28 protein-coding genes are annotated in these 25,443 nt (G+C 61.6%); 16 read left to right on the top strand and 12 right to left on the bottom strand.

Annotated elements, in window-relative coordinates; translation table 11 throughout:
* Window positions 1-58 precede the first annotated feature (58 nt).
* Genes HCZ30_RS00510 through HCZ30_RS00490 form a run of 5 tightly spaced genes read left to right on the top strand, consistent with a single transcriptional unit; the run spans window position 59 to window position 3,245 of the window.
* Complete coding sequence (locus HCZ30_RS00510) at window positions 59-658, top strand: LPP20 family lipoprotein (protein ID WP_167635805.1); 600 nt, start codon at window positions 59-61, stop codon at window positions 656-658.
* Window positions 655-1,755, top strand: a complete 1,101-nt coding sequence (locus HCZ30_RS00505; protein WP_167635804.1) for a hypothetical protein — start codon at window positions 655-657, stop codon at window positions 1,753-1,755. The genes HCZ30_RS00510 and HCZ30_RS00505 overlap by 4 nt, the downstream gene beginning before the upstream one ends.
* Before the next feature lies 1 nt (window position 1,756).
* The gene (gene flgA, locus HCZ30_RS00500) at window positions 1,757-2,479 is read left to right on the top strand and encodes a flagellar basal body P-ring formation chaperone FlgA (RefSeq protein WP_167635803.1); all 723 of its coding nucleotides are present in this window, start codon (window positions 1,757-1,759) and stop codon (window positions 2,477-2,479) included.
* Between the two features lie 36 nt (window positions 2,480-2,515).
* Complete coding sequence (flgM, locus tag HCZ30_RS00495) at window positions 2,516-2,830, top strand: flagellar biosynthesis anti-sigma factor FlgM (protein WP_167635802.1); 315 nt, start codon at window positions 2,516-2,518, stop codon at window positions 2,828-2,830.
* Window positions 2,831-2,849: 19 nt separating this feature from the next.
* Window positions 2,850-3,245 (top strand): hypothetical protein, encoded by a 396-nt coding sequence (locus HCZ30_RS00490; protein WP_167635801.1) that lies wholly within the window; start codon window positions 2,850-2,852, stop codon window positions 3,243-3,245.
* A gap of 71 nt (window positions 3,246-3,316) precedes the next feature.
* On the opposite strand, the gene HCZ30_RS00485 is transcribed toward HCZ30_RS00490, so the two are convergent.
* Window positions 3,317-3,946 carry an SEL1-like repeat protein gene (locus HCZ30_RS00485; RefSeq protein WP_167635800.1) on the bottom strand — a complete coding sequence of 210 codons (630 nt, stop codon included), beginning with the start codon at window positions 3,944-3,946 and terminating at the stop codon, window positions 3,317-3,319.
* Window position 3,947: 1 nt separating this feature from the next.
* Window positions 3,948-4,364 (bottom strand): hypothetical protein, encoded by a 417-nt coding sequence (locus HCZ30_RS00480; RefSeq protein ID WP_167635799.1) that lies wholly within the window; start codon window positions 4,362-4,364, stop codon window positions 3,948-3,950.
* Window positions 4,365-4,555: 191 nt separating this feature from the next.
* Between HCZ30_RS00480 and HCZ30_RS00475 the strand changes: the two genes are divergently transcribed.
* Both HCZ30_RS00475 and HCZ30_RS00470 read left to right on the top strand, forming a co-directional pair.
* Entirely contained in the window at window positions 4,556-5,023 is a 468-nt protein-coding gene (locus HCZ30_RS00475) for a hypothetical protein (RefSeq protein WP_167635798.1), read from the top strand.
* A gap of 51 nt (window positions 5,024-5,074) precedes the next feature.
* Window positions 5,075-5,242, top strand: coding sequence for a hypothetical protein (locus tag HCZ30_RS00470; RefSeq protein WP_167635797.1), 168 nt, complete (start codon window positions 5,075-5,077; stop codon window positions 5,240-5,242).
* A gap of 190 nt (window positions 5,243-5,432) precedes the next feature.
* On the opposite strand, the gene HCZ30_RS00465 is transcribed toward HCZ30_RS00470, so the two are convergent.
* The 10 genes from HCZ30_RS00465 to HCZ30_RS00420 all read right to left on the bottom strand — a co-directional run bounded on the left by HCZ30_RS00465 (window position 5,433) and on the right by HCZ30_RS00420 (window position 16,208).
* Window positions 5,433-5,765 carry a hypothetical protein gene (locus HCZ30_RS00465; RefSeq protein ID WP_167635796.1) on the bottom strand — a complete coding sequence of 111 codons (333 nt, stop codon included), beginning with the start codon at window positions 5,763-5,765 and terminating at the stop codon, window positions 5,433-5,435.
* Complete coding sequence (gene fliS / locus HCZ30_RS00460; protein ID WP_167635795.1) at window positions 5,762-6,148, bottom strand: flagellar export chaperone FliS; 387 nt, start codon at window positions 6,146-6,148, stop codon at window positions 5,762-5,764. Before fliS ends, HCZ30_RS00465 begins: the two co-directional genes overlap by 4 nt.
* Window positions 6,149-6,262: 114 nt before the next feature.
* The gene (locus HCZ30_RS00455) at window positions 6,263-9,571 is read right to left on the bottom strand and encodes an Hpt domain-containing protein (RefSeq protein WP_167635794.1); all 3,309 of its coding nucleotides are present in this window, start codon (window positions 9,569-9,571) and stop codon (window positions 6,263-6,265) included.
* Between the two features lie 55 nt (window positions 9,572-9,626).
* A complete protein-coding gene (locus tag HCZ30_RS00450; protein WP_167635793.1) occupies window positions 9,627-10,034 on the bottom strand; it encodes a response regulator in 408 nt (135 codons plus the stop codon).
* Between the two features lie 63 nt (window positions 10,035-10,097).
* Entirely contained in the window at window positions 10,098-12,020 is a 1,923-nt protein-coding gene (locus tag HCZ30_RS00445; RefSeq protein ID WP_246212504.1) for a methyl-accepting chemotaxis protein, read from the bottom strand.
* A 120-nt stretch (window positions 12,021-12,140) separates the two neighbouring features.
* Window positions 12,141-12,671 (bottom strand): chemotaxis protein CheW, encoded by a 531-nt coding sequence (locus tag HCZ30_RS00440; protein ID WP_167635792.1) that lies wholly within the window; start codon window positions 12,669-12,671, stop codon window positions 12,141-12,143.
* Window positions 12,672-12,689: 18 nt separating this feature from the next.
* Window positions 12,690-13,781: a protein-glutamate methylesterase/protein-glutamine glutaminase gene (locus tag HCZ30_RS00435; protein WP_167635791.1), complete on the bottom strand. Its 1,092-nt coding sequence runs from the start codon at window positions 13,779-13,781 to the stop codon at window positions 12,690-12,692.
* On the bottom strand, window positions 13,781-14,596 hold the full coding sequence (locus tag HCZ30_RS00430; protein WP_167635790.1) for a CheR family methyltransferase: 816 nt from the start codon (window positions 14,594-14,596) through the stop codon (window positions 13,781-13,783). The genes HCZ30_RS00435 and HCZ30_RS00430 overlap by 1 nt, the downstream gene beginning before the upstream one ends.
* A complete protein-coding gene (locus HCZ30_RS00425) occupies window positions 14,593-15,795 on the bottom strand; it encodes a chemotaxis protein CheA (protein ID WP_167635789.1) in 1,203 nt (400 codons plus the stop codon). Before HCZ30_RS00425 ends, HCZ30_RS00430 begins: the two co-directional genes overlap by 4 nt.
* A 104-nt stretch (window positions 15,796-15,899) precedes the next feature.
* The gene (locus HCZ30_RS00420; protein ID WP_167635788.1) at window positions 15,900-16,208 is read right to left on the bottom strand and encodes a hypothetical protein; all 309 of its coding nucleotides are present in this window, start codon (window positions 16,206-16,208) and stop codon (window positions 15,900-15,902) included.
* 359 nt (window positions 16,209-16,567) lie between these two features.
* Between HCZ30_RS00420 and HCZ30_RS00415 the strand changes: the two genes are divergently transcribed.
* From HCZ30_RS00415 to HCZ30_RS00375, 9 genes are read left to right on the top strand one after another with little or no spacing between them, the layout of a single operon-like run.
* Entirely contained in the window at window positions 16,568-17,704 is a 1,137-nt protein-coding gene (locus HCZ30_RS00415; protein ID WP_167635787.1) for a sigma-54 interaction domain-containing protein, read from the top strand.
* Window positions 17,705-17,758: 54 nt separating this feature from the next.
* Window positions 17,759-18,049 carry a flagellar hook-basal body complex protein FliE gene (fliE, locus tag HCZ30_RS00410; protein ID WP_228069161.1) on the top strand — a complete coding sequence of 97 codons (291 nt, stop codon included), beginning with the start codon at window positions 17,759-17,761 and terminating at the stop codon, window positions 18,047-18,049.
* 27 nt (window positions 18,050-18,076) lie between these two features.
* Window positions 18,077-19,765, top strand: coding sequence for a flagellar basal-body MS-ring/collar protein FliF (fliF, locus tag HCZ30_RS00405; protein WP_167635785.1), 1,689 nt, complete (start codon window positions 18,077-18,079; stop codon window positions 19,763-19,765).
* A 1-nt stretch (window position 19,766) separates the two neighbouring features.
* Window positions 19,767-20,786 (top strand): flagellar motor switch protein FliG, encoded by a 1,020-nt coding sequence (gene fliG / locus HCZ30_RS00400; RefSeq protein WP_167635784.1) that lies wholly within the window; start codon window positions 19,767-19,769, stop codon window positions 20,784-20,786.
* 3 nt (window positions 20,787-20,789) lie between these two features.
* Window positions 20,790-21,545, top strand: a complete 756-nt coding sequence (locus tag HCZ30_RS00395; RefSeq protein ID WP_167635783.1) for a hypothetical protein — start codon at window positions 20,790-20,792, stop codon at window positions 21,543-21,545.
* Window positions 21,542-22,876 (top strand): FliI/YscN family ATPase, encoded by a 1,335-nt coding sequence (locus HCZ30_RS00390; RefSeq protein WP_167635782.1) that lies wholly within the window; start codon window positions 21,542-21,544, stop codon window positions 22,874-22,876. The genes HCZ30_RS00395 and HCZ30_RS00390 overlap by 4 nt, the downstream gene beginning before the upstream one ends.
* On the top strand, window positions 22,869-23,273 hold the full coding sequence (locus HCZ30_RS00385; RefSeq protein WP_167635781.1) for a hypothetical protein: 405 nt from the start codon (window positions 22,869-22,871) through the stop codon (window positions 23,271-23,273). Before HCZ30_RS00390 ends, HCZ30_RS00385 begins: the two co-directional genes overlap by 8 nt.
* Before the next feature lie 49 nt (window positions 23,274-23,322).
* Window positions 23,323-24,840, top strand: coding sequence for a flagellar hook-length control protein FliK (locus tag HCZ30_RS00380; protein ID WP_167635780.1), 1,518 nt, complete (start codon window positions 23,323-23,325; stop codon window positions 24,838-24,840).
* Between the two features lie 7 nt (window positions 24,841-24,847).
* Window positions 24,848-25,432: a flagellar basal body-associated FliL family protein gene (locus HCZ30_RS00375; RefSeq protein ID WP_167635779.1), complete on the top strand. Its 585-nt coding sequence runs from the start codon at window positions 24,848-24,850 to the stop codon at window positions 25,430-25,432.
* The last annotated feature ends 11 nt before the right edge of the window (window positions 25,433-25,443 follow it).

The raw sequence follows: 25,443 nt of genomic DNA, 5'->3' as shown, positions 1-25,443 counted from the left end.
TCATGGCATGGCGTTTGCAGAGAACCGGCGAACCAAACCTCTGCCTATGGAGCACGCCTTGACCCGCTCGTTTCTGAAAATGCCCGCGCTGATGGCCTCGCTTGGCCTGATGGGCGTGGCCGCCTGTACGGCCCCCATGACCCCGACCGATCACCTGCCCGAAGACCCTTCGGTCCGCGCAGCAACGGTCGCCCAGATCAAAGAAGACATCGACGCGATGGAAGGTGCCGGACACGGCGCTCCGGCGCGGACTGTTGCGGGGAATACCGCCGTTTCGACCGGCGGCGGCGATATGGCGACACCCGCCCCTGTGGTGGTTGCAGAGCCTGCGATGATCACCGCGATCGGCTTCGCACAGGTCTCCGGCCAGCCGGGCCGCACGCTGAATGAAAAGCGTTTGCTGGCGCTCCGCGCGGCCCGCGTCGATGCGATCCGCATCCTGACCGAGCAAGTGCACGGCATCTACGTCACCTCGACTACCACTGTTTCGCAGGCGCGTGTCGGCAACGACTCCATGTCGGCGATGGTCGAAGGCACCATTCGCGGCGCACGCACCGTTCGCATCACGCCCAAAGGCACCGACGGCTACGAAGTCGAGCTGGCGCTCGATGCGTCAACCGTGGCCTACATCGTCAGCGCATTCCGGGGCGCACTGTGATCCGGCGGGCGCTGATCATCGTCGCTGCGCTGCTGTTTGCCACTACGGCGACAGCGGAACGGACCGTCTGGGTCGAGGCCGAGGGCATCGGCTTTGTCAGCGCCCCCAATGACACCGACAGCGCCCGCCGCCGTGCGGTGGCGGATGCTTTGCTGAACGCGGCTCTGATGGGCGGCGCTTCGGTGCACGGCCATACAGTCGTCAACATGACCCGCGTAGAGCGCGACCTGACCATCGTTCAGGCGCTTGGCCGCGTGCTGCGTCACGAACAGATCAGCGCGGTGCTGAACGGCAATATGTGGCAGGTGCGGATCAAGGCGCTGGTCGGTGACGAGGCGCAAACGATGTGCCGCGCGGCCAACCTGCTGCACGTCATCACTTACCGCCCCGAAGTCCGCGTGTCCCCCAATGCACCCGCGTTTACGCAGATCGTCGCGCAGGATGTGTTGCAAACGCTCTACGGCGTGCTCGACCGTCATCCGCAGACCGCGAGCCTGCGCATCACCGACCGCACCATGCCGCGCGGCCTCAGCGATATGCGTGCCCGCCGCGACTACACCGTGATTACCCAAGGCGACGTGCGTCTGACCACGGGCGACTGGGGCTTCATTCCCGCGCTTGAGATTTACACCGTTGCCGACGGACGCGGTCAGGCGATCGAGATGCGCCTGACGCTCGATCTGGTGTCTTCGGATAATCAGGTCCATCGCCAGGAGATCATCCGCCGCACCAAACTGCCCGGACCGACGCTGATCAGCGCCGTCGGCACGCTGACGCAGAACACCCGCGCCCAGATGGTGGCGGATTTGACCGATGGCGTCGGCGCTGCATTCGACCAACTGCTCGACATTCAGGCGTGCACTCCGCTGCAAGCGACCGTCACCATGTCCGGTGACGAACTGATCACCAACCTCGGCTCCCGTCAGGGTCTGAGCCGCGGGGCGATTGCCTTTACCATGGATCGCGGCAACAGCATCGAAATGCTGGAGATCGTCCAGATCACCGACCGTTACACCACGCTGCGCCCGATGGACCCGACCCGCCCGATAAGCGCGTTTGTCGGGCGTCCGGTGCAGTTCGTGGAAACGGGGCTCTGAGATGCGCTGGCTCTGCGCCCTTGCCCTAATTGCCTCGCCCGCCTTGGCCGAGGGTGAGTACGCGAACGGCATCAGCGGCGCGCAAGCGGCAGAACTGGTCACGCTTGCGCTGACCGAGGCGGGCGTTTCAGGGGCCGAACCAACGGTTCCTGTGCGTCCGTTTCCGGCCTGCGATCACGCGCCGACGGTCAGCCCGAAATTCGACGGCTGGGAGACCGCGGAACTGCGCTGCGACAGCCCGTCATGGTCCCGAAATATCCGCACCCGTGCCAGCGTTTCGCAGATGGCGCCGCTCCGGCTCGAAATCACGAATAACGATGCGCCCGAAAACCTAGGCCCGATGGTCGTGGCGCTGGCCCGCACGATGGGACGTGGCGAAATGGTGACGGCGGGCGACGTACGCCTGCTGCCTCGCACCGCCCAAACGCCGCGCGATACTTTTAGCGATATAGAACAAGTGGTTGGCCGCCGCCTGCGCTCCAGCATCGGTGAGGGTCAATTTTTGCTCACAAGGCATCTTGATCCCGATTGGGCCGTCAGAGTCGGCACGCCAATTGCACTACAGATACAAGTTGGCCCGATTAATGTGATTGCCCCTGGCGAAGCACTACAAGACGGCCGCATCGGTGACGTTATAGAGCTAAGAAATCTGTCTTCGGGCAAGGTGGTTCGAGGCGTCGTAACCGGTGACAATATAGTGGCTTTACGGCCTAACATTATTTGACCAGCTGTCGTTACTAACGTCGAATGGAGGTCTGAAATGGTTGACTCAATCTCTCAATCCGGGGGCGCACAAATCAAGCGCACCGCCGATGACGCGGCCGCCCGCCTGCAAAAAGCGAAGGGCGGACCGACAGTGGGCCAGCCGGCTGCACCCGCGGCGCCGGCTGGAGAGAACGTGGAAATCAGTGCGCCTGTGGCGCAGCCGATGCCGGCCGAGCTGAAGTCGGGACCGCCCGTGGAAATGGAGCTGGTCACCCGCATACAGGAGGCGATTGCGAACGGCAGCTACCCGATTGATCTGGAGAAGATCACGGAGAGCCTGTTCCAAAGCTACCTCGAACTGAACAACTGACTACACCGGAGAGAACGGCATGACCTTGCCTGGCCCACAGACCCTCACGATCATCTCCGGCGGCGTTGCCCTATTCGTGGTTTTGCTGACTGCAATTACCATCCGCCGTGCCCGCGCGAAGGCGGCTGCCGCCTCCGCCAAGGCGCAAGCCCGCGAGGAGCAGCTGATCGAACAGATTGACGTCCGCCTTGCCGCGTATGCGGGCCGCATCGAATCGATGCAGGCACAGACCGCGAACCGCATCCACGACGATATACGCGGCCTCCAGTCGGATATGGACTGGCTCGCCGGTGAGCGCATGATCGACGAAGCGATCAACATGGCCCGCACGGGTCAGCAAGCCAAAGACATCAGCGTGGAACTGGGACTCCCGCTCGATGCTGCCGAAGCCATCAGCCGCTTCCGCAAACACTAAGCAGACCACTCACGGGAACAGGAAAAGCCCCGCCGTAATCGGCGGGGCTTTCTTTTTGTGCTGCCAGTTTGTCAGTTAATGATCAGCCCGCAGGCCGGAGATCCGACGGGTGCAGCCGCGCACCATTCGGCGTATTTCTCGCGCAGCGCCAACTGCGCTTTGGTCTGGTCGCGGGCCGAGAGGCTTTCGAAGGTCGACGCGCGGACAGGTACCGCCCGCTCCATCCCCATTGCGACCGCGAGCGACTGCCAGACGTAGGTGCTAACCATGTCGGGGCGCGGCAGAAGTTCCGACTGGATGAGGGACATCTGGATCATGGCACGGGCGTCGCCCTCGGCCACTTTGTCCGCAAGCTCGGCGGTCAGAACCTCGGCCAGCGCGGTGCGTTCGCCACTCGTGATCGGGGCGGCAACACGAGAAAGCAAAGCCTCGGCCTGTTGTACGCCGTTCAATTTCGCGCGCCACGCCCACGCGAAAGCGTCGCTCCAGCTTTGGGGGACACCCTCCCCCGCATAAAACATGAGCGCGAGGTTGAACTGTGCGCGGCCATCGCCGGTGCGGGCTAAATCACCATAGATCGCCGCCGCTTCGGCCGCATGGCCCGCAGCATAGGCGTCGAGCGCCTCTTGCAGACCGGCGCCTGCCATGGCGGGCGCGCACAGGCTCATCATGACTGCGGTGGTGGCGAGAAAACGTTTCATCCTATTGCCCTGCCATCATCATGAGGCGCAGCGACATCAGACGGCGACGCTGGAGGCCCATGCGTTTAGTTTCATAAACAACGATCTGCGGGCGCGGCGTACCTTCGGTCACGAAATCAATCGAAATCGTGCGCGGCAGGTAGACCCCATAAGCGGCGAGTGTTTCGACAGGGCTATGCGCAAACCGCTGGCGGAACTGGTCGTCAATCCAGATGCGCGCAAGGGCGCGGCCCAGAATGTCGGGTAGGTACTTTTCGACCTCGCTCGCGTCGTTGAGGTACGTTTCGTTCCGAACCAGATCGTAGTCGCGGGCGGCTTGTTCAGCGGCCTTTTCTTTCTTCCGAGCGTTCTGCGCAGCCACGCGCGCAGGAAGGTTCCGCGGCACGGGTACGAGCGATTTGTTCACTGGAATGTTCATCGAAAAATCCGGTCGGGTGTAGCTGTCAGCAGGAATAACGGCGCAATCCCCGCCGATGTTAGGCGCAAAAGGATATTTTTTCGCGTTTCGACTATCCCATTGAATATGCGCGAATACCTGAGCGCGGGGCCAACAGTTTTCCGATCCATGCCGTTAATGGAATAGAACTTGGATCAAATCAAAGCGGACTGATGGACAGCAGCAAAATCCTCGGCTTTCTCGGCTTTGCCCTCATCATGGGGCCGTTCAGCTTCGGCATGGCAACGACACTCGCCCCTGCCGCGAAGCCCGAGCCTGTCGTGGTCGCGGCCCCGATGCCGTCCATGCGGCCCGAGCCGATCTATGTGCCCTACGTCATGCCGCTGACGGTGACGCTGCCCAAATTCAATCGCAGTGTGTCGGTGAAAATCTCGTTCATGATGGACAGCGGCAGCCCCGCCATTGACGAGCTACAGGCACAGATGGATGCGTTCGACGGGCGGGTGGATGCGGTGCTGACGGGGGCCATCAACGAGGCCGAGGACGCGGTGAACGATATCGACCGTTTGCGCTCCGCCATTCCGCAGCTGATCCGTCACGCGATCAATGTCCAGCTGGGAACCGAAGAAGAACCCCAGCCGGTGCGGGAAGTGCTGCTGACCTCTTACGCGCACCAATAAACGGCACGCTTCTTGCTCCGACTGGTTAACGCCAAACCGAGGAGCAAAACCATGCACCACCAGCCAAGCATCATTCCCGCCGAAAAGGCCAACCGTCCGCTGCCGCAGCAGGACGCTTCCAAAGGCACGATGTATGTGGAGATCACTGTGAACGATGCGCAGGGCCGTCCGTCGACCCGCTACGTTCCGGTTGCCGAACTGGCTCAGCCTCTGCGCTGAGCCTTGTAGCGGCGATACTTGATGATGAAGCTGGGGATTCCGATCGCCGGCACTGCCATACCGAATGCCATGGGTCCGGGAAGCCGGACCGCGGGCTCGTCACCTGCCCATGCGAAATAGGCCATCATGATCAGAAGGCCGCCCGCGAGCAGCAGAAACCCCCTGATGAAATTGCAGATCCGGCAGGAGGTCATCGCTGTGACCCCGCCGTTTGCGCACGCCCGTAGGCGCTGTGTTTGCGTCCCTGAAGGCGGGACTGGCGCAGCGTTGCCTCGATGCGGGTGGAAGCATCACGCAAGGCTGTGCCGGTCTGTTTGAGGGTCGCGCGGACGAGCTGGTCGTCCTTGTCCGATGCGCTCTGGACGAGCTTGTCGGACATGGCGCGGATACGCAGGCTGAGGGATTGGACTTCGGCGTGATTTCCGTCTGTGGCGGCCGCCAGAAGGGTGTCGGTCAGGCCCGACAACAGCACCGCAAGCGCCGCAGGATTTTCGGCCTTGCGAGGTGCTACGCGCGGGGTCATTGGCTGTTGCTGCCGATCTGGTCCCACGCGGTCAGGATGCCGCCGATGTGCTCTGCGCAAGCGGCGAGGTTCACGCCTTCCTTGCGGGCGAAAGCGTCCGCGACTTGCAGACGACAGTACTCGTAGACCTGGAAAAGGTTGGTTGCGATGTCACCGCCCTGGTTGAAATCAAGGCTGCTTTGCAGGATGTAGATCGCAGTGAAAGCGCGGTTCAGGTGCTGGCTCGGAAACGGACGGCCAGCCTCTTGAGCGGTCGCCAGTACGCGCAGGGACTTTTCAAGCTCGCGGAGAGTTACGCCAATGATTTCATGGGGATCAGTGGGTTCGACCTGCTTCACGGACTCGATGCGTCGGTAGGACGACCGGGCGTTCTCGAATGTCATACGACACTCCTCCTGTTACCTGTACTTTGCGACTGGCGCTTGTATACCTCAACGTCAGAATGGCGATTTTGTTAAGCAAATGACGCCGTTCTTTCACGACGTCATTTGCAAAAATCATGCCGCTTCGGACGCGTCGGACAGCAAGGAATTTGTCGACAGAACCATGCCAACCTCACCGCCTGCCAGAAGAGCAATGCCGTTGAGATTCCGCATCTGGCGCAGGACGCCGCGCAGCGGACGAAGGAGGACAAGCTGCTGTCCGAGAAGGTCATCGACGGGGATCGCAAGGCGGCGTTCACCGACGCCGAGCACCACGAAGACACGGCGCTGACCGTTTTCGTCCTCTTCCTTCAACGCACCGATCGACGTGTCGTTGAGGTGGTGGACCGAAACCATCGAGCCGTCCTCCATCCGCAGCATCACGCGGCCATTCGCGGCCGAGATCGGACGCAGGGCCTTGGGTTGCGGCTGGATGATGGTCTGGATCGTGTCGACCGGAATGACATAGCGGATGCCGCCCACGCCGACGACCATCCCCTCGAGGACCACCATCGAGAGCGGCATCGAAATGTGGAAGCGCAGACCCTTGTTACCCGGAAGGACGATCTTGCGCAGCTCTGCCGAGGTGGCTTTGAGCATCGGCGCCAGTTCGGCTTCGAGGTTGGCTGTGTCCGCGGACTTGCCGTCGTCGTCGATGGTGACCAGCACGCGTTCGTCGTCGCGCTGGAAGGCCATGTGGATCGCATTGGGTGCCACGTCGTCGCCAGCGGACAGACGGTCCGTCAGCATTGTGCGGAGCATCTTGCGCAGGTGCTCCATCAGCGTGACGTCGATCGACATCTCGCCGCCGGAGCTGGTCATGCTGGCCTGACCGCGGTTGCGGCGGGACAGCGTTTCGACGAGCGCTTCGAGTGGGCGGATCAGAAGCTCGAGCGGACGCGAACGGATCGCGACGGTCTGTTCCTGAAGATGGGCAAGCTGACCGACAAGCTGGCTTTCGACCTGTACGGTTTCCTGCAAACGAGCCGAGAAATCGCCGACGATCTTACGGACCATATCGCGGCTTTGCGCGGGGTTCTGGTCTGCGACGCGCAGCGCGACTTCGATGCTTTCGGCAAGGCCCGTTTCTGCCAGATCCGAGAGCATGTGGTTGACCATCGCCTGGCTGGCCGCGACTTCGCTGATCGCTTCGAGCATCTCGGAGCTGAGGCCAGGCCCCTGCCCGATCGGCTGGTCGGCATTCTTGGACGCAGGTTTGTCGGACGGTCCGTCTTCGCGCTGCTGGTCTTCGAGAGTGTGCAGCAGTTCGAGGTACTTGCCCGACGGGTCCATCTCGGTCAGCGCGGTGATGACCGACGCATTGTCCATCGGGGTCGAGACGAGGAAGTCGAACAGCGTTTCCGCATCACGGAACACGGTGACGTTGGTGATCGATTCAACGTTGTCGCCGCTGATCCATTCAAGGAAGCGTTCGGCAAGGTTCTCGTCGTTGTTGATGTCTGTTCGGATTACATAGAAATGGTGACCGGCCTCGATCGCCTTCGACGCGGTACGCACGCTGTCGGGGGACAGAACGCGGTGGAATTCGTCGGGCAGCTGGAGGCGACGTTCGATGGCGGTCGCGGTCAGCACGCCTTCCTGGCTGAACGCAGCGGTCGATGCCTGCTCGAACAGGATGGCGAGGTTCTGGGTGTCGGGGATCTCGCCCTGCTCCAGCGCGTCGAATACAAGCTCGATGGTGTCGATGAAGCCGCGCGCGATGTGCATGAGAATGCCGTCGAGCCCGATGCCCGAGGTCTGCACACGGCCAAAGAGGTCGATGAGCGACATCGCCAGCTGACCGGCAGTGCCGAGCTTGTGGTATTCGCACGCGTGGAACACGAGGCGCATCTGGCGGGCAAATGCACTGTACTGTTCGTCGACGTTCTCGCCCGTCTTGATGCCCTCGAGTGCGTGATCGACAGCCGACAGGGTGTCGAAGGCATGTTCGGCACACCAGTGGCGTAGCAGTTCGGACGGGCTGACGGAGGACGCCGCAGCTTCTTCGGTCAGAACGCGCTCGACAGCGGCCAGTTCTTCGTAAAGACGCAGTTCGGCTGAGCGGAACGCTTTGGCGCTGTTGACCTCGGTCAGGCGCTTTGCAGCGTCGGCAACACGGACGAGACCACGCTCGTCGGCCAGACCGATCACGAACTTCACGTCGTCGGCGTAGGAGCTGACTTCGGGCGCGTCGCCGGTGGTCCAGTCGAGCGCAACCTTCGCCAGATTGTGCAGAACGTCCTTCAGGCGGTCGAAGAAAGTCTCCTCGCCCTCTGCCGGAGCCGCGATGGGCTGCGGTTCGTCCGACAGGTCAAGGATGGTCAGTTCTTCGATCTTGAGAACCAACGCGGCGATCTGTTCGACGCCGGTATCGGCATCGGCCTCGGGCTGGTCCATGAATAGCTTGAGCACGTCGCACCAGTTGTTCAGGCCCATCTGGCCCGCGGCGTGGTGGAGGTCGTCGGCTTGGCGCTTGGCCAGCGCGTATGTGCCCGAGACGTCGCCTGCGTAGTCGCCCATATACTGGCGGAACTTCGTCAGCGCACCGTCGGCCATGCCGCGGAAAATGTCTTTGTAGGTCGGATCGTCAATAAGACGCTTCGGCGTGGACGGCGCGGCAGGTGCTGCGGCCACAGGCTCTTCGGCTGCGGGCTCTTCGGCTACCGGCTCCGGTGCAGGCTCTTCCGCGACCACAGGATCGGCAACGTCCGGAACGTCTGCAACGGTGTCGTTCAGATCGTCGGTCTGCGCGGCTTCGTCTTCGAAGAAGTCGTCGTCACCGAAATTGCTGTCCACGTCGCCCAGCGACGCCATCGCATCCGAGATGTCGGGCATCTTGGAGGCCGGCGCGGCAGGCTCTTCGGGCTCGGCCTCTGCGACCGTCTCTTCGGCAGGTGCTTCCTCGGCCGGAGCTTCGGCAACGGGCTCTTCTGCGGCAGGCGCTTCAGCGGCAGGCTCTTCGCCGGTAGGCTCGTCCTCGCCCTTGCAGCGCGCAATCTTACTCTTGAGCTGCTGCATCAGGTCTTCGGACGACGCTGGATCGACGTCCGAACGGCTGGCCGAGGTCTGCTCCAGCATGTCGCGCAGAACGTCGGAGGCGAGCAGCAGGATGTCGATGATCTCCTCATCCAGCGGAACGCCATCGTCGCGCACCAGACCGATGAGATCTTCGGAGTAGTGCGCCCGGCTTTCTACAACCGCGAGCCCCAGGACGCGGCTATTACCTTTGAACGTATGGACAGCACGGAAGAGCGCACTGACGTGCTCGCCTGCTGTGGCTGCATCGCCGTCTTGGAGCGCGAGAAGTGCGGCTTCCATCTGGTCGAGGGATTGCGTCCCGTCGTCCAGATAGAGTGCCCAGATTTCGTCCATTTCGTCAGACATGACAGTCTCTCGTCAAAGGTTGCAGTAGAAATTCGGCGGGCGCACGCGCGCCCGATCAGGCTGTTGCGAACTGTGCGCGCATCACCCTTGCAAGTTCGTCGCCGGCCTTCTCTTCGAGGTCATGCGAAACGGTGCCCGAGGGCTTTGCCACGACGCCGTCAGCACCGAGTTCACGGGCTTTGGCAGCGTGTGCCGAGCCGGAAACGGCCACGGACGAGAGCATGACGATCTTGGCGCGGGTCTTGAGTTTTGCGTGGCGCAGGAACTCGAGGCCGTCCATGACGGGCATTTCGATGTCGAGCAGGATCAGGTCGACGTTCGGCATATCCGCCAGTTTATCGAGTGCTTCCTGACCGTTACCGGCTTGGGCGATCACTTTGAAATCAGGCAGCGTCTTGATGAAGCTGGCAATGTAGAGACGCATCATCGCTGCGTCGTCGACGATCATTACGTTATGGGGCATTTACGTTCTCCTGTGGAAGATGACCGGCGGGTTAGGAGGCCCGCCGACCGAGCTCGTTATTCGTTAGAAGTGTCCGAAACCGCGTTCGTCACGATCACTGTTGCGGTTGCCGCCGGTGCCGGTCTTTGCAGCCGGAGCCGGAGCCATGTTGGCGTTGCCCTGATTGGCAAGCATTGCCTGGATCTGGGCCATCATTTCCGGCGGGAGACCTTCGAGGCCCGCAGGGATGGCGGTCGACGTATTCATGGCGCGCAGCGAGAAGCGTGCGATCTCGGAGCGGACATTTTCGGTTGCGGCCTGCATCTGGGCTGCCGAAGCGGCCAGTTCGTCCGCCTGCTGGCTGGTCGAGAGTGCCGACTTGGCGATCTCGCCCACTGCGACGTTGATCTGCGCCACACCGCGGGACTGTTCGTCCGAAGCGGTTGCGATGTCGCCGACCAGAGTGCGGACCTTTTCGATGTCATCCGCAATCGAGGTGAAGGCGCTGGAGGTTTCGTCCGCGATGCGAACACCTTCCTGCACGCGGCTCGACGCACTTTCGATCAGTTCGCTGGTCTCGCGGGCTGCCTTTGCGGAGCGGCCAGCGAGGTTGCGGACTTCCTGAGCAACGACTGCGAAGCCGCGACCGTGCTGACCTGCGCGGGCTGCTTCAACAGCAGCGTTGAGCGCAAGCAGGTTGGTCTGGAAGGCGATCTCGTCGATGACCTTGATGATCTTGGCGATGTCCTGGCTCGATGCGCGGATACCGTCCATAGCGTTGACCATCTCGCCGATCTTGACCTTGCCGTCCGAAGCGACAACCGAGGCACCGACGACCAGATCGCGGGCCGAACCGGCTGCGGTGGCGTTGGATTTGACCTGGCTTTCGGTCTCTTCGGTCGAGGACGAAACCTCGTCCACCGAGGACGACTGGATCTGCGAGTTCGTCGCGAGCGACTGGCTGGCGCGGCTCATCTGGTCCACGGTCGAGACGATCTGACCGACCTGCGTATTGATGGTGTTGAAGGTAGAGTTCAGCGAACCGAACGAGCCTTCGAACGCACGCATGATCGAACCGTAAGCACCTTCGAAGCGGCGGGTGTCGACGTTCACGTCGAGGCGGCCCTGAACGATGCTGTTCGACAGGTTCTCGATCTCTTCGATCACGGCGCTGACGTGGTTGCTGATGCCGTCCAGCGTACCGAGGAGGGTGCGGAATTCGCCGCTGAAGCCTTCGGTGTTCGCCTGAACATCAAGGTCGCCGCGCAGGATGCTCTGACCCATGCGCTCGGCTTCGCGGACAACACCGCGGAAGCGTTCGCGGACGCCTTCCAGTGCCACGTTGATGAATGCCTTTTCTTCAGGGAACTGTTCAAGTTCCGTATCGAAGTTGCCGTTCGCCAGGTCGGTTACGAAGCCGATTGCTTTCTTCTTAGTGTCGATGTGAGCTTTGACCATTTCGTTGACGCCATCGACAACGCGCGAGAATTCTTCGCCGAATTTCGCGCTGTCGGCAGTGACCGAGATGAAGCCTTCGGTGTGCTTGCGGGCCATCATTTCGAACTCGGCAGCAAGTGCCTTGCCTTCGTTCACGTTGTTCACGACCGAGGTCTGGTCCTGCCACTCCACGAACACACCGATGAGCTTGCCCTCGGCATTGAAGCGCGGCGTGCCCATGAATGCGTAGTGGTGACCGCCGACCGACAGCGTACCATTGTATGTTTCGGTCAGGCTGGCGACCATACGGCGCTGGTGCGCAGGGTTCACGTGGAAGTCGTCGACGCAAGTGCCCACGAGTCTGTCGACCGAGAAGTTCGGCAGATCCTTGCGGATGTCTTTTTCGACGTCTTTGAACAGCTTGGTCGCGGACGCGTTCACATAGCGGATGACCATGTTTTCGTCGGCGATGGTGACCGGCGTACCGATAAGGTCGAGCAGGTTCTGCGCCGACATATCGCCAATGATGTTTTCCAGTTCAGGAGTCATAGTCGGAGATTTCTCAGTCATTTCATCATTCCTAGGGGCGGGCTCGGGAGCAGGCTGTTTGGGGGAAGCCTTCGCCGTGCGAGTGATCTTGGAGGGGCTACTGCTGCTCTTTTTTTCAGTTTCGTCCGTCATGGTGCCTCGTCAGAGCATGTCTGCTGGCAACGAGATGTCGCTGTCCGAAACGAGGACCTGTACATCCAAGAGGATCGATACGCGCTCTCCGATCTTGCCGATGCCGGAGATGACCGAACGCCCGCCTTTTCCGAACTGGCCGTGTGCATCGACCTGGCTCGGCGGGATTTCGAGTACTTCGCTCACGCCGTCCACGATCAGGCCGATGAGGGCGTCAGCAACATCCATGACGATCACAACAGTGCGGTCGTCGTAGGGACGTTCTTCCATGCCGAAGCGCAGACGTGCGTCCATCAGCGGAATGACTTTGCCGCGCAGGTTGATCACGCCCTTCACGTAGTGGGGCATGTCCGGCACGGACATGATGCGTTGCATACCGACGATTTCGGTCACAACGCCGATGCCGACGCCGTATTCCTCGTCCGCCAGCGCGAACGTGAGGTACATATCATCGACGTTATCTGCATCCGCGAATGCGGCGTCTCCCCGCGCGGCGGCCGCGTTCAGGGCGTCTTCGGTGAGTTGAGCTGCTTCGGTCATAGCGGGGTTCCTTCAGCTTCAGGGTTGTTTCAGTGAGGGGCGCACAGGTGCCCCCATCGCGTGGGTCATGGCGGCGGGGATATCTTCGAGCGGCAACATCTTTGACGCGGCCCCCATCTGGTGAGCAGCCTGAGGCATGCCGTAGACGACACAGGTTGCTTCATTCTGTGCAAACGTCGCGCCGCCTGCGCGACGAATGGACAGCATTCCTTCGGCACCGTCGCGGCCCATGCCGGTCAGGATCGACGCCGAACACCGTCGGCCGCATTCCTTGGCGACCGAGTGGAAAAGAACGTCGACCGACGGACGCGAGTAGCAGACCGGATCGCCGTCGATCAGCGATACGCGGTACCCCATCGAGAACCGGACGAGCATCATGTGACGTGCTCCGCCGGGGGCCAGCAAAATGCGGCCCGGTTGGACGATGTCGCCGTCTTTCGCTTCGCGGACATCCATCGGGCAGATGGTGTTCAGACGCGCGGCAAAGGAGGCCGTGAAACCTTCGGGCATGTGCTGCACGATCACGATGCCGGGCGAATTCGCGGGGAACAGCGGCAGCATGGTCGACAGCGCCTGAATGCCGCCCGTGGAGGCTCCGATCGCATGGACCCACGACGCAGCGCGGCCAGCAGGCACCTGGATCGGCGCGGCGCCGAGCGCTTCGGCAATCACGCGGCTTTTGTTCGACGCCAGACCGGTCTTGGCCGAGGCAGCTTCGCGGATACGCTGGCAGACATCGACCATCATGCTCGCAAGGCCGACGTTGGTGCCGCCCTGCGGTTTCGAGATGATATCGACCGCACCGGCCTCGACCGCTTGCAGTGCGATGCTGCGGTTGCCCGTGGTCGCCGAGGAAATGACGATCGTCGGGATCGGTGTCGACTTCATGTAGCTGCGCATGAACGTCAGCCCGTCCATGCTCGGCATTTCGAGGTCGAGCGTAATCACATCCGGACGCATCCGTTGCATCAGGTCGAGCGCTTGCTCGCCGTTCGACGCAAAGCCGACCACTTCGAGGTCCGGCTCGCGATCAATGCCCATGGCCAGCACACGACGGATCATGGCGCTGTCATCGACAATCAATACACGGATGGGCTGGGACGACGGCATTATGCGGCACTCCCCAGAGGTTTACGGCTGATGCTGGTCGCGACGTTTTCCCAGCGGTTCGACAGTTCGCGAACACTCTCGGTCACCGAAGTGATCAGGAAACCATCGGGTTCCGTCACATCGTAGATCGCATTGATGGTCGCCTTTTGGTCAGCGACATCAAAATAATAGAGGATGTTACGGCAGAACACGACTTGGAACGGCTGCTTGAACGGATAAGGCTGCGTCTTCAGGTTCAAACGGCGGAACGTACAGCGGCTGCGGATCGCGTCGATGACCTCATACTGGCCCATACCGACCGGCGTAAAGTACTTGCCCAGCAGTCCCGGCGGCACCTGTTCAAGCTGGCGCTGACCGAAGATACCGGCCTCCGCACGCTCGACGACAGGCGCACTGATGTCGGTGCCGAGGATCGACACACGCCGCAGCGCATCCATGCCCAGCGCCTCGGCGATGATGATCGCGAGCGTGTAGGCTTCGTCGCCAGTGGAGCAAGCGGCGCTCCAGATGCGGATGTCCTGACGCTTTGCCAGCTTGGGCAGGATCATGTCGCGGAATTTGTCGAGCACATCCATTTCGCGGAAGAAATAGGTGTGGTTGGTCGATGCGGCGTGCATGACGGCCAGCTGGAGGTCGTGCTCCGCGCTGTCACCGAGGCGGCGCGACATTTCGGCAAGACGCTCGATGTTGAACGCCCTCTGAACGCGGTTCAGGCGCTGAAGAAGGAGGTCCTTCTTCTGGTCGGTGTAGTGGATCCCACACCGTTGGCCGAGCCACGACCGGATTTGTTCGAAACCGGCTTCTTCGTTAATCATTTCGCTGCTCCTGCTGCCAAGCGCTCGCAATCGAGAACCAGCGCAACTTCGCCAGTGCCAAGCAGGGCGCAGCCCCAGCTCGCGCGGACGGATGCAAGCTTGCCGACAAGCGGTTTCATGACGACCTGTTGGCGGTCGAGCACTTCATCCACCGGAATGGCGATCGGGCCGGTCGCGGTGTTGAAGACGACGAGGATCGGCGGCACCGGCTTGCGGCCCTCACCATGCGTTGCTTCGTTGAAGAACTCATCCAGACGCACGATGGGGATCATCGTGCCCCGCAGCTTGAGAAGCTCGCGGTTCTGGTCGGCCGAGACGTGCATCAGTTCTTCGCGGTCGGGACGGGCGATCTCGGAAACAACGTCGATCGGAACCGCAAACAGCGTCGCGCCAAGGCGCAAGATGATACAGTCGAGGAAGGCCAGCGACACAGGAATGAAGAGCGACACGCGCGTGCCGTTCCCTGCCGTACTGTCCACCGCGATGCGGCCACGCAGGGCCACCATCGTGGCATTCAGAACGTCCATGCCGACACCGCGACCCGAAAGGTTGCTGACAACTTCCGCCGTCGAGAAACCAGGCTCGAAGATCACGCGCCAGAGCACGGAGGGTTCGGGTTCTTCTTCTGGGCCAAAGAAGCCACGCTTGCGGGCGATGGCAAGGATCTTGTCCCGTGCGAGGCCGCGGCCGTCATCTTCGACGATGATACGGACTTCGCTGCCGACCTGGCTCGCGGCCAGACGGATCTGCCCCCGTTCGCCTTTTCCGGCTGCGATACGTTCTTCGGTGCCTTCAAGACCATGGTCTGCCGCGTTCCGCAGAACGTGCAGCAGAGGGTCATAGAGTTTGTCGGCAACGAGTTTGTCGATGGCGGTGTCACCGCCCTCGATAACGAGGTCGATCTTCTTCTTAGTCTGACGCTCGAGCTCCCGCACCATGCGGCGCAGACGCTTGAAGACATCATCCATGGGAACAAGACGGAGTTCGGTAGCGACGTCCTGGACTTCGCGGACAATCATGGTGAGGCGGTGGACAGCTGCATCGAAGGACGCCAGATCCAGACCCTGTAGGTCAGGCGAATGCACGGTTTCGGAAACGCTGAGAGAAAGCTCTCCAACGAGGTCCATCAACCGGCTGATTTTTTCTGACGACACCCGGACAAGGCCGGTATCTGTCGATGTTTCTGGTTGTGCGCTCATCAATTAAGTCCTTGATACAGAAGCCGGAACTTGTCCGTCGTGGCGAGCCCGCCTCTGTTATTCAACGTCGGTCTGCAAGCTTCAGGCCAAATCGGAACAGCTCTTTACGCTGCTTCGTCGTCGCCACGCTCGTAGTTGTAGATGCACACCCCGTCGAAGCCCGTGGACTTGAACAGGAAGGTCTTCTTCATTGAATCCAGGAAGCCGCCGTGCTTCTTTTCATAGTTCTTGAGATCATTGACGTTCTGGAAGAACACATTGATCGATACATCCCCCTCTTTGCTGATCACGACATTCAACCCTGTGAGGTTGCAGGACGGGATAGCATTGCCGAGCGCCTCGATGACAAACGGGGCAGCGATTTGCGCGGCATCGAGATTGGGGAACTTCAGGTGATAGGTTTTTGATAGCATTTGGCCCAGGTCCCTTGATCTGTCACGGGCCTAGAAACGGTGCATTCAACCGAAATGTGATATACCCGAAAGTATGGGGTGGGGCAGTTTTATACGGTTACTTCGCGTGAACTGCACCTTCGAGGTCCGAAAGACTCCTGTCGCGCTGGCGCCTTACCCTAAGGGAGTGTCAAGAAACCGGACTCTGACTCTTTACCGACAGCGCGGAGCCGACAGCTCGACACGCTTTTCCTCACAGTTCCTGCTTATCGGCACGGGAATTACCCGTTTTAGGGCAATTTCGAAAAAAATTTGCGGCAAAAATCCGACGTGGCACGGTCTGTGCTTTTCCAACTGCGTACACCAACGCGGAGGGAGCCATGCCCCAGATCCATATCGTAGACGTCGAATTCAACGCAGCAGCCCAGATTGCAGAGCTTCTGGAACGCCGCCGCATTCAAATCGGTAAAGGAACCGTACAAGAGTGTGACAGCGAGGTCATCGTCGTCTCGTCCAAAGTGGAAGCTGCATCGGGCGGCACCCGCGGTCTGATTGACGCCGTTCGCAAGGCGGGCGCCAAGACCGTCATCATCGTGACCGAGGGTGCGACCCACTATGAGGAGGCCCCCGAACTGGGCGGACGCCTCGTACGTGTCAGCATCCCGACCATCGACGCGCCGCTTCTCCAGAACGCTGCGCTTCTGACACTGGGCAACATGTTGGGCGGCATCGTTGGTGCCATGGCCGCCGCAACGCCGTCGACCGCAAAGCTCATCGACCTGAGCCGCCGCGTCGCCCGCTCGGACGTCACCGTGTTCATCAACGGCCCGACCGGCTCGGGCAAAGAAGTCCTCGCCCGCCAGATCCACAGCGCATCGCGCCGCGCCGACAAGCCGTTTGTCGCCATCAACTGCGCCGCGATCCCCGAAAACATGCTCGAAGCGATCCTGTTCGGTCACGAAAAAGGTGCCTTCACCGGCGCATCGACCGGCAACAAGGGCATCATCCGCGCAGCCGACGGCGGCACGCTGCTGCTCGACGAAGTGTCTGAAATGCCGATGGGTTTGCAGTCGAAACTGCTCCGCGTGCTTCAGGAACGCGCCGTCACCCCGATTGGCTCGCAGACCGAAGTCGCCGTTGATATCCGCATCGTCGCGACCTCGAACCGCAACATGCCCGAAGAGGTTCGCGCAGGCCGTTTCCGCGAAGACCTTTTCTACCGTCTCAATGTGTTCCCGCTCGCCACGCAGGCACTGAACATGCGCAACGAAGACGTTCCGGTGCTGGCTGCGGTTCTGACTGCCCGTCACTGCCCCGCCGACATGAAGCTGCCGCTGCTGACTGCCGAAGCGCTCTGCGCACTTCAGGCGCACCACTGGCCGGGCAACGTCCGTGAGCTGGAAAACGTCATCCAGCGCGCGCTGGTTCTCTGTGAAAACGACCGCATCACGCCCGACGATCTGGTGATCGACGCCGGCGAAACCCTCAGCCTGCCCGACATGGCAGAGGCCATCTAAACCCCTCCTTAATAAAGGTATCGAGCAATGAGTATCGGAGGAATTTCCAGCAACATGTCTCCACTTCAGCTGCTGCAGGAAGCACAGCGCGAAGTGAAGAACCCAGCGGTACAGGCACCGCAGGGCGAGGATTTCCAGTCACGGGTGAAGGGGGCGTTCGAAGACCTCCACGCCGCACAGACACAAGCGCGCTCAAGCGCGACCGCATTCGAAATGGGCCAAGAACAGGACTTGGCCGGCGTGATGATCGACCAGCAGGTCGCGTCCCTTTCGATGCAGCTGACTTTGCAGGTCCGGAACAAGGCGCTGACCGCCTACCGCGACATCATGAACATGCCCGTCTGATCGGGACGGACAAACAGGAACTGAACTATGGCACTTGCTCCTACCCAGCAGCCCGCACAAGGCGGATCGCTTGTTTCGCAAGCTGGCGGAATGCTTTCGAACGTGTTCGCCATGACGCGGCAGCCCGCTATCCAGCGTGCGATGCCTGCCATCATGATCGTCGTGGTCATGGTCGCAGGTCTGCTGGCGTGGTCGCTGCTGTCGGCCCCTGCCCGTACCACGCTGTACCCCGGTATGGCCGAGGGCGATAAGGCGCAGGTGATGGAGGCGCTTTCGTCCAACGGGATCAATGCCGTCGTCGACACCGCCACCGGCGATATTCAGGTTCCTTCTGCCGATTATTACCGTGCCCGTATGCTGCTTGCCTCTGCCGGTCTGCCGCAGAGCGTTCCTGCCGGTAGCGACGTTATTTCCGATCTGCCGATGGGTGCGTCGAAGTCGGTCGAAAGCGCGCGTCTGCGTCAGGCGCAGGAATTCGACCTTGCCCGCTCGATCACCGAAATCGCAGCCGTGACCGGTGCCCGCGTCCACCTCGCCCTTTCCGAGCGCTCGGCGTTCCTGCGTGACAGCCAGCCGCCGCGTGCCTCGGTGTTCCTGCAACTGGCGCAGGGTCGTGCGCTGGATCGCGGTCAGGTCGATGCCATCGTAAACCTTGTTTCGTCTTCGGTACCCGGCATGGCCCGCGAGGACGTGACGGTCGTCGACCAGATGGGCCGCCTGCTGTCTCGCGGCTCGGACGATGCCTCGCTCATCCTGTCCGACCGCGAACTGGAGCACCGCGTCCAGATCGAGAACCTCTATCGTCAGCGTATCGAAGCGATCCTCGCCCCGATCGTCGGGGTCGATAACCTGTCGGTTCAGGTGACCGTGGATATGGACTTCACCCGCACTGAAACCACGGCAGAGATGCTGGACCCCAACGGCTCGGTCGTTCTGTCGGAACAGTCGTCCGAAAGCGAAAGCAATCAGAGCAGCGCACGCGGCATTCCAGGAGCAATCTCCAACGCGCCGCCGCCCGATCCGACGCTTGCCGACGCGAACACCGCTGCCACAGAAGAGGCCGCCAGCACTTCGCCGACAAACCGCAGCTCGTCCTCGACCCGCAACTACGAAATCAGCCGCACCGTGACCGCGACTCAAGCGCCGGGTGCCAAGGTGACCCGTATCAGCGCCGCCATCGTGCTGCGTCAGGAACCCGCGGCCGAAGGCGAGGAAGGCGCGTCCGGTCCCGATGTCGAAGGTCTGGAACGTCTGGCCCGTAACGCCATCGGTTTCAGCGAAGACCGCGGTGACAGTCTGACCATCGTCGCGCAGGAATTCCAGCCCATCGAAGTGGCCAGCGTTTCTGCGGTGCGCGGCATGACCTGGCTGCCGGACCTGCTCCGTCAGGGTGCGATCATCCTCGCCCTCGCCATTGTCGGCCTCGGCGTTGTCCGTCCGCTGCTGGACCGTGTCCTGGTTCCGGCCAGCGATACGCTCGAAGTTGCACACGCCATGCAGGCTGCCGCTGTCGAAGTCGGCGAAGGCGAGACGCTGACCGAAGTGCAAAAGCGCCTCGATAGCCGCCGCCGCGAGATGGCCGAAAGCGTGATGGGTGCCGAAGTCAGCCGTGAGGACAAATTCGCAGCGATCCGCCAGCTGGCCTCCGACGATCCCGCACGTATCGCTTCGGTCCTGCACCGCATGATGGCCGATGAAATCGATCAGGTGAACTAAGATGGCTGACGTGCAAGAAAGACTGAAAAACGTTACGCGCACACAGAAGGCCGCTGTCCTGATGATGCTGTTCGGCGAGCAGGCCGCAGCGTCGATCCTGCGCAACATGTCGCCGCGTGAGGTCCAGCACCTTGGCGCTGCGATGTACAGCGTCGGCGATATCGACAGCGATACGCTCGATGCGGTGGTCGAAGAGTTCCTCGGTGCCGTGCGCGCCGAAACCGGTATCGGCCTTGGCGCGGCAGACTATGTGAAAACCGTGATGACCGATGCGCTGGGTGACGAAAAAGCCCAGTCAGTCATTTCCCGCATCAACCCGATGGACACACAGAAGCCGATTGAAATCCTCGACTGGATGGATGCGCGCGCGATTGCGGAACTGATTTCGGACGAACATCCGCAGATCATGGCGCTTGTGATCGCTTGCCTCGACTACGCGCTGGCTGCCGAAGTTCTGACCCTCCTGCCCGACGACGTTCAGGGCGATCTGGTGCAGCGTATCGCATCGCTCAACACCGTTCAGCCCGAGCCGCTGAAGGACCTCGAACAGGTCATGCAGCGCAAATTCAAGCAGTCCTCGACCATGCGCGCCAGCCAGATCGGCGGCATCAACGCGGCTGCCCGCATCCTCAACTTCACCCGCACCGACATGGAACAGCGTATCATGCGTGACCTGCGCAAGGGCGATAAGGATATGCAGCAGTCGATCGAAGAAAGCATGTTCGTCTTCGACAACCTCATCAAATCGGACGACCGTTCGATGCAAACCCTCATGCGCTCGGTCGAAACCGAACTGCTGGTCCTCGCGCTCAAAGGTGCGGACGAGGCGCTCAAGGAAAAGCTGCTGGCCTGTATGTCCACCCGCGCCGCCGCGAACATCCGCGACGAGATGGAGGCCATGGGTCCGGTACGTCTGACCGAGGTTCAGAACGCCCAGAAGGAAATTGTCGCAGTAGCCCGCCGTATGGCCGACGAAGGCACGATCGTGCTCGCAGGCCGTGGCGGCGAACAGATGGTGTAACACATGGCAGATCAGGCAGAACGCACAATCCGTCCCGTCGACATTCTCGCGATGATCCGCGCGACGAACGGCGACGGGTTCAAGAAAAAGGACTACACAGACGGCACCAGCGGCGGCGCCTTTGCGCCCCGCTCTGCCCAGCAGACAGCCGTTATCGTCGAAGATCCGTCCATCGCGCCGGTCACGCCGGAGCCGGTGATCGAGCAGGTCAGCGGGATCAGCGAGGCCGAGGTCGAACACCGCGTCGAAGCCGCCCGCGCCGCTGCAAAGGCCGAAGGGATCGCCGAAGAACGTGCGCGTCTGAATGCGGAAATCGCGGACGAGCGCGCGCAAATGGCCGTGCTTCGTGCGACGATGCAAAACGTCATCAACCGCCTTTCCGAAGTGCATCCCGACGACAGCGCGAACCTCGCCGCAAGCATCGACCAATCGGTTCGGCGCCTCGCCAGCGAACGCGCGGGCGTGCAGATCGACGACACGCCGGATGCGTTCCTCAAGCGGATCGAAACGCTCGCCGACCGCGTGAGCCAAGGTATCCGCGCCGTGAAAATCCGCCTGAACCCCGAAGATCACGCGGCACTTCTGCCCGAGATTGCGGGGAGCGAAACAATTGATACGGCCATGATCTCGGTCGATGCCACACTTGGACGCGGCGACGTGATCGTGCGCTGCGAAGCCATCCGCCTCGAAGATGTCATCGCGCCGAACAAGGCCGCCGACAAACCGATCCGTCCGCCGCAGCCGGATGAAATCGAATGAACCCGCTCCTCGCCGATATCTCGGCCCGCGTGGGTCAGCCGCAGATGGCACCGCCGACCATTACGGGGCGTGTGCTCAAATATGACGGCCTCATCGTGCAGACCTCCGGCTTTCCCGCGACGCCCGGTGCGCTGTGCGAAATCGACACTGAAGTAGGCGATACCGTGAACGGAGAGATCATCGGCTTTGCCGACGGTCGAAACATGGTTTTCCTCGACACACCCGGCGCGCCGATCATGGCGGGCGCGAATGTACGGCTGCGCAATGGTGGCCGGATGGTGCCCGTCGGGCCGTCGCTGCTGGGCCGCGTCATAGACGCCGAGGGCCAGCCGCTCGACGGTCGTGCGCTCCCGTTCTGCGCGGACGAATGGCCGCTGGCGGGCAAGCAGATGAACCCTCTCACCCGCACCGGCGTCGAAAAACCGCTGGACGTGGGTGTACGGATTATCAACGCCTGCCTCACCGTCGGTCAGGGCCAGCGTATCGGTATCGTTGCTGGATCCGGCGTGGGCAAATCCGTTCTGATCGAGATGATGACCAAGTTCACCTCGGCCGACGTTGTGGTCGTGGGCCTGATCGGTGAACGCGCCCGCGAAGTTGGTGCCTTTGCCCGCTCGATCATGAAGGGCGAAGCCGCGAAAAAGCTCTGCATGGTCGCCGTGCCTGCCGACCGCTCGCCGCTGCTGCGCCTGCGGGCCGCCCGCCGTGCGACCGCGATCGCCGAATACTTCCGCGATCAGGGCAAGCAGGTTCTGCTCATCATGGACAGCCTCACCCGCGTCGCCCACGCTCAGCGCGAAATCGGTCTGGCCCTGGGCGAGCAACCGACCGCGAAGGGCTATCCGCCGTCGGTCGTGTCGCTGATCCCGAACCTCATCGAACGCACCGGACCTGGCGAACCGGGGCAAGGCGCGATCACTGCGATCTACACCGTGCTTGCTGATGGCGACGACACGACGAATGACCCCGTGGTCGACACGGCGCGAGCAATCCTTGACGGACACCTCGTGCTCTCGCGCCGCCAGACCCAGATGGGCATCTACCCTGCGGTCGACATTCCGCAGTCGGTCAGCCGCGTAATGAACGACGTGGTGACCAAGGAACACAACGTAGCCGCGCTGCGCCTGCGCCAGCTGGTTTCGCTTTATATGGACAACCGCGATCTCATGCTGATGGGCGGGTATCAGGCGGGACAGGATGCCGACCTCGACGCTGCCGTACAGCTTTGGCCGCAGATCCAGGATCTTATCAAACAGTCGCACGACGAACCCGCGCCCTTTGCGCAGAGCGTCGAACAATTAGTCAAAGTAGTCGGAGGACAGAATGCGTAACCGTAGCGATCTCTATTCGTTGATGGCCAAAAAAGAAGAGGCTGCCAAGGCCGCCGTTCTGTCCGAAGTTCGCAATCTGCAAGCCGCGCACTCGCGCGCCAGCGAACTGACGGAAAAGCTCCGCGATATTCTGAACGAACGTCAGGTGTCCGGTCCTGTGACGGCGGCAGAGCTTCGCTCGAACGCGCATTTGAACACCAAGTTGGCTGCCGAAGCCGCGAACCAGAGTGCAAGGACCGTCGAGCTTGCTTCGGCGCTCGACGCCACACGTAAATCGCTGGCGGCACAGAGCCACAAGGCGCGTTTCCTGAACGATGCCGCCCAGCAAGCCCGCCGCGCCGAAGAAGAAGAGCGCGAAAAGCGGATGGAAGCGTCTCGCATCACGCCGCGCCGCTGAGTGGCACGCTCATTGCAGTAAACGAGCAAAGATCAAACGGGATTTGCCGATGGAACCGATTTCGACAAGCGAACAGACCGTGACGCACCCTCACGGGCGAGCCCACAAAGCTGCGGGTCGCTCCGCCGAGTCCGCGCTCTTCGACAAACTGTTCGTCCAGATCATGCCGACCGCCGAAGGCGAAGCGGGTGAGGCAGGCGTGGCCGAACTACTGACCAACGGCGACGCAACCCAGTCGGGGTTTGCCGATTTGCTGCTGACTGACGGCGATGCGGGTGCATCGACCGAGGGCGGCGAGACGTCGATCCTCGCCCTACTCGCCCAACAGACCGGAACTCCTATGGTTGAAGGCGAAGAAGAACCGCTCGAAATGCCCGTCGAGGTCGTCGCCCTTGCTGGCGAAATGGCTGTACGCGAAGCGACTGTCGGCGAAGAGATTATGCCTGAAATGGTTGCAGTCAGTGAAGACGTCGAAGCCGAGACCGAAGCCGATCCGCTGGTCGAACAGCTCGTCGGGTTGACGGATGAGACGGTTGAAGACGTGGCGCCTGAAGTGCCCGTGACCGAAGTGATTGCGGAAGCAGAGGTTGCGCCCGAAACCGTTGTCACCGTCGCGCCCGAGGTGAAGGCTCAGGTCGCTGAGACGAATGAACCGAAGGGCGAGACGGAAGAGACGGCAGAAATCGTTGCCACGCCTGATGCAGAAACCGCCGAACCGCCTGAACAGGTCGTTGCTGCCGCCGTTCAGGCTCCGCAACAGACCGCGCGCCGCGCTGATGCTCCCGTTGCCGCGGCGCAGACCGTAGCCCAACAGGTTGCGGCGCCTCAGGTCAAACAGGCGAACGCCGCGCGTGTTGAACAGGCCAAGCCGGCAACTGCGCACACCGTCACGACCCAGGAGACCGTCAGCGACGACTTCGGTGAGCCTGCCGAGTCCGTCGAGATCGCCGCTCCGAAAGTACCCCAGCGTCCTTCGCGTTTCGCGCAGATTATGGAGAACGCGACAGAGGTTACGCACAAGACCGTAACCGCCGAGCAACCTAAAGCGCAGCCCATGCCTGCCGTTCAAGTGGATGTGGGCAATGCCGCAGCCGCTGAACCGACCAGCATGACGGACACGACGCAGACAGAAAATCCGGACGTACAGCCGCTCGACATGACCGCGCCTGGCTGGGAAGACCAACTGGCAACGCAGATCGAAGCCGAGTTCACAGAGGACGGCGGCAACATTGATATTGCACTGACGCCCGACAACCTCGGCACGCTGCGCATCCGTCTGGAGATGCGCGACGGCGCGGCCCATGTGACCGTCCTGACCGACAACGAACAGGCCGCACGGCTATTCAACCAGTCCGAAGGCCGCCTGAGCGAACTTCTGTCGAAATCGGGCCTCAGCCTGACAGGGCAGAACGCCAGCGCCGATCCGCGCGGCGGGCAGAACAATGCGGGACAACGCGGCCAGAACGGCCCGTCCGGACATTACGACAATGGTAACGGCCAACAGACCGACGACGCGGGACAAGCCCAGCGTCAACAGGTCCGCGGCCTTGTGAACTTGGTGGCTTGAGGCACTCATGGCTGACGAAAACGAAGAAGAAAAGAAACCGGGGATCGTCGGAAAGATCGTCAAGCTGCTGACGCGGCTGGTGATGGCCGCCGTGCTGCTGGGCGCCGGTTTTGCGGGTGGCTGGTTCTATTTCGCTAACCCGATGTCGCCTGCACAAAGCGCGCTTTCCCTGCTCGCGCCGGAGCCCGTCGACGAAACCGCCGAAGGTGAGGGCGAAGGCGAAGGTGATGGCGAGCCCGCCCGTATCCCGCGCGAAATGCCGGAAACGCCGCTGTTCGTGACGTCTTATTACCAGATGGACGAAGCGCTCACGACCAACCTGCACAACTCGCGTCAGTACCTTCAGATCGGCGTCGGCATGTCGACGCAATACGGCGAACAGGTCACGGCGAACGTCGAAACCCACAAAGTCGCGATCCGCTCGGATATCCTCGGTGTGATGAGCAATTTCACCGAAGAGCAGGTTGCAGGCGCGGATGGGCGTACCGAGCTTGCGTCCGCGATCAAAGATACCGTGAACCATCGTCTTGAGCAGCTCGAAGGGTTCGGGGGCGTCGAAGACGTGTTCTTTACCAGTTTCGTTCTTCAGTAAGTCGGAGCACC

It is taken from the genome of Marivivens donghaensis, assembly GCF_011806565.1.
Taxonomy (GTDB): Bacteria; Pseudomonadota; Alphaproteobacteria; order Rhodobacterales; family Rhodobacteraceae; genus Marivivens; species Marivivens donghaensis_A.
The sequence above is the reverse complement of the archived record's forward strand: the minus strand, read 5'-3'. Positions and strand labels throughout refer to the sequence as shown.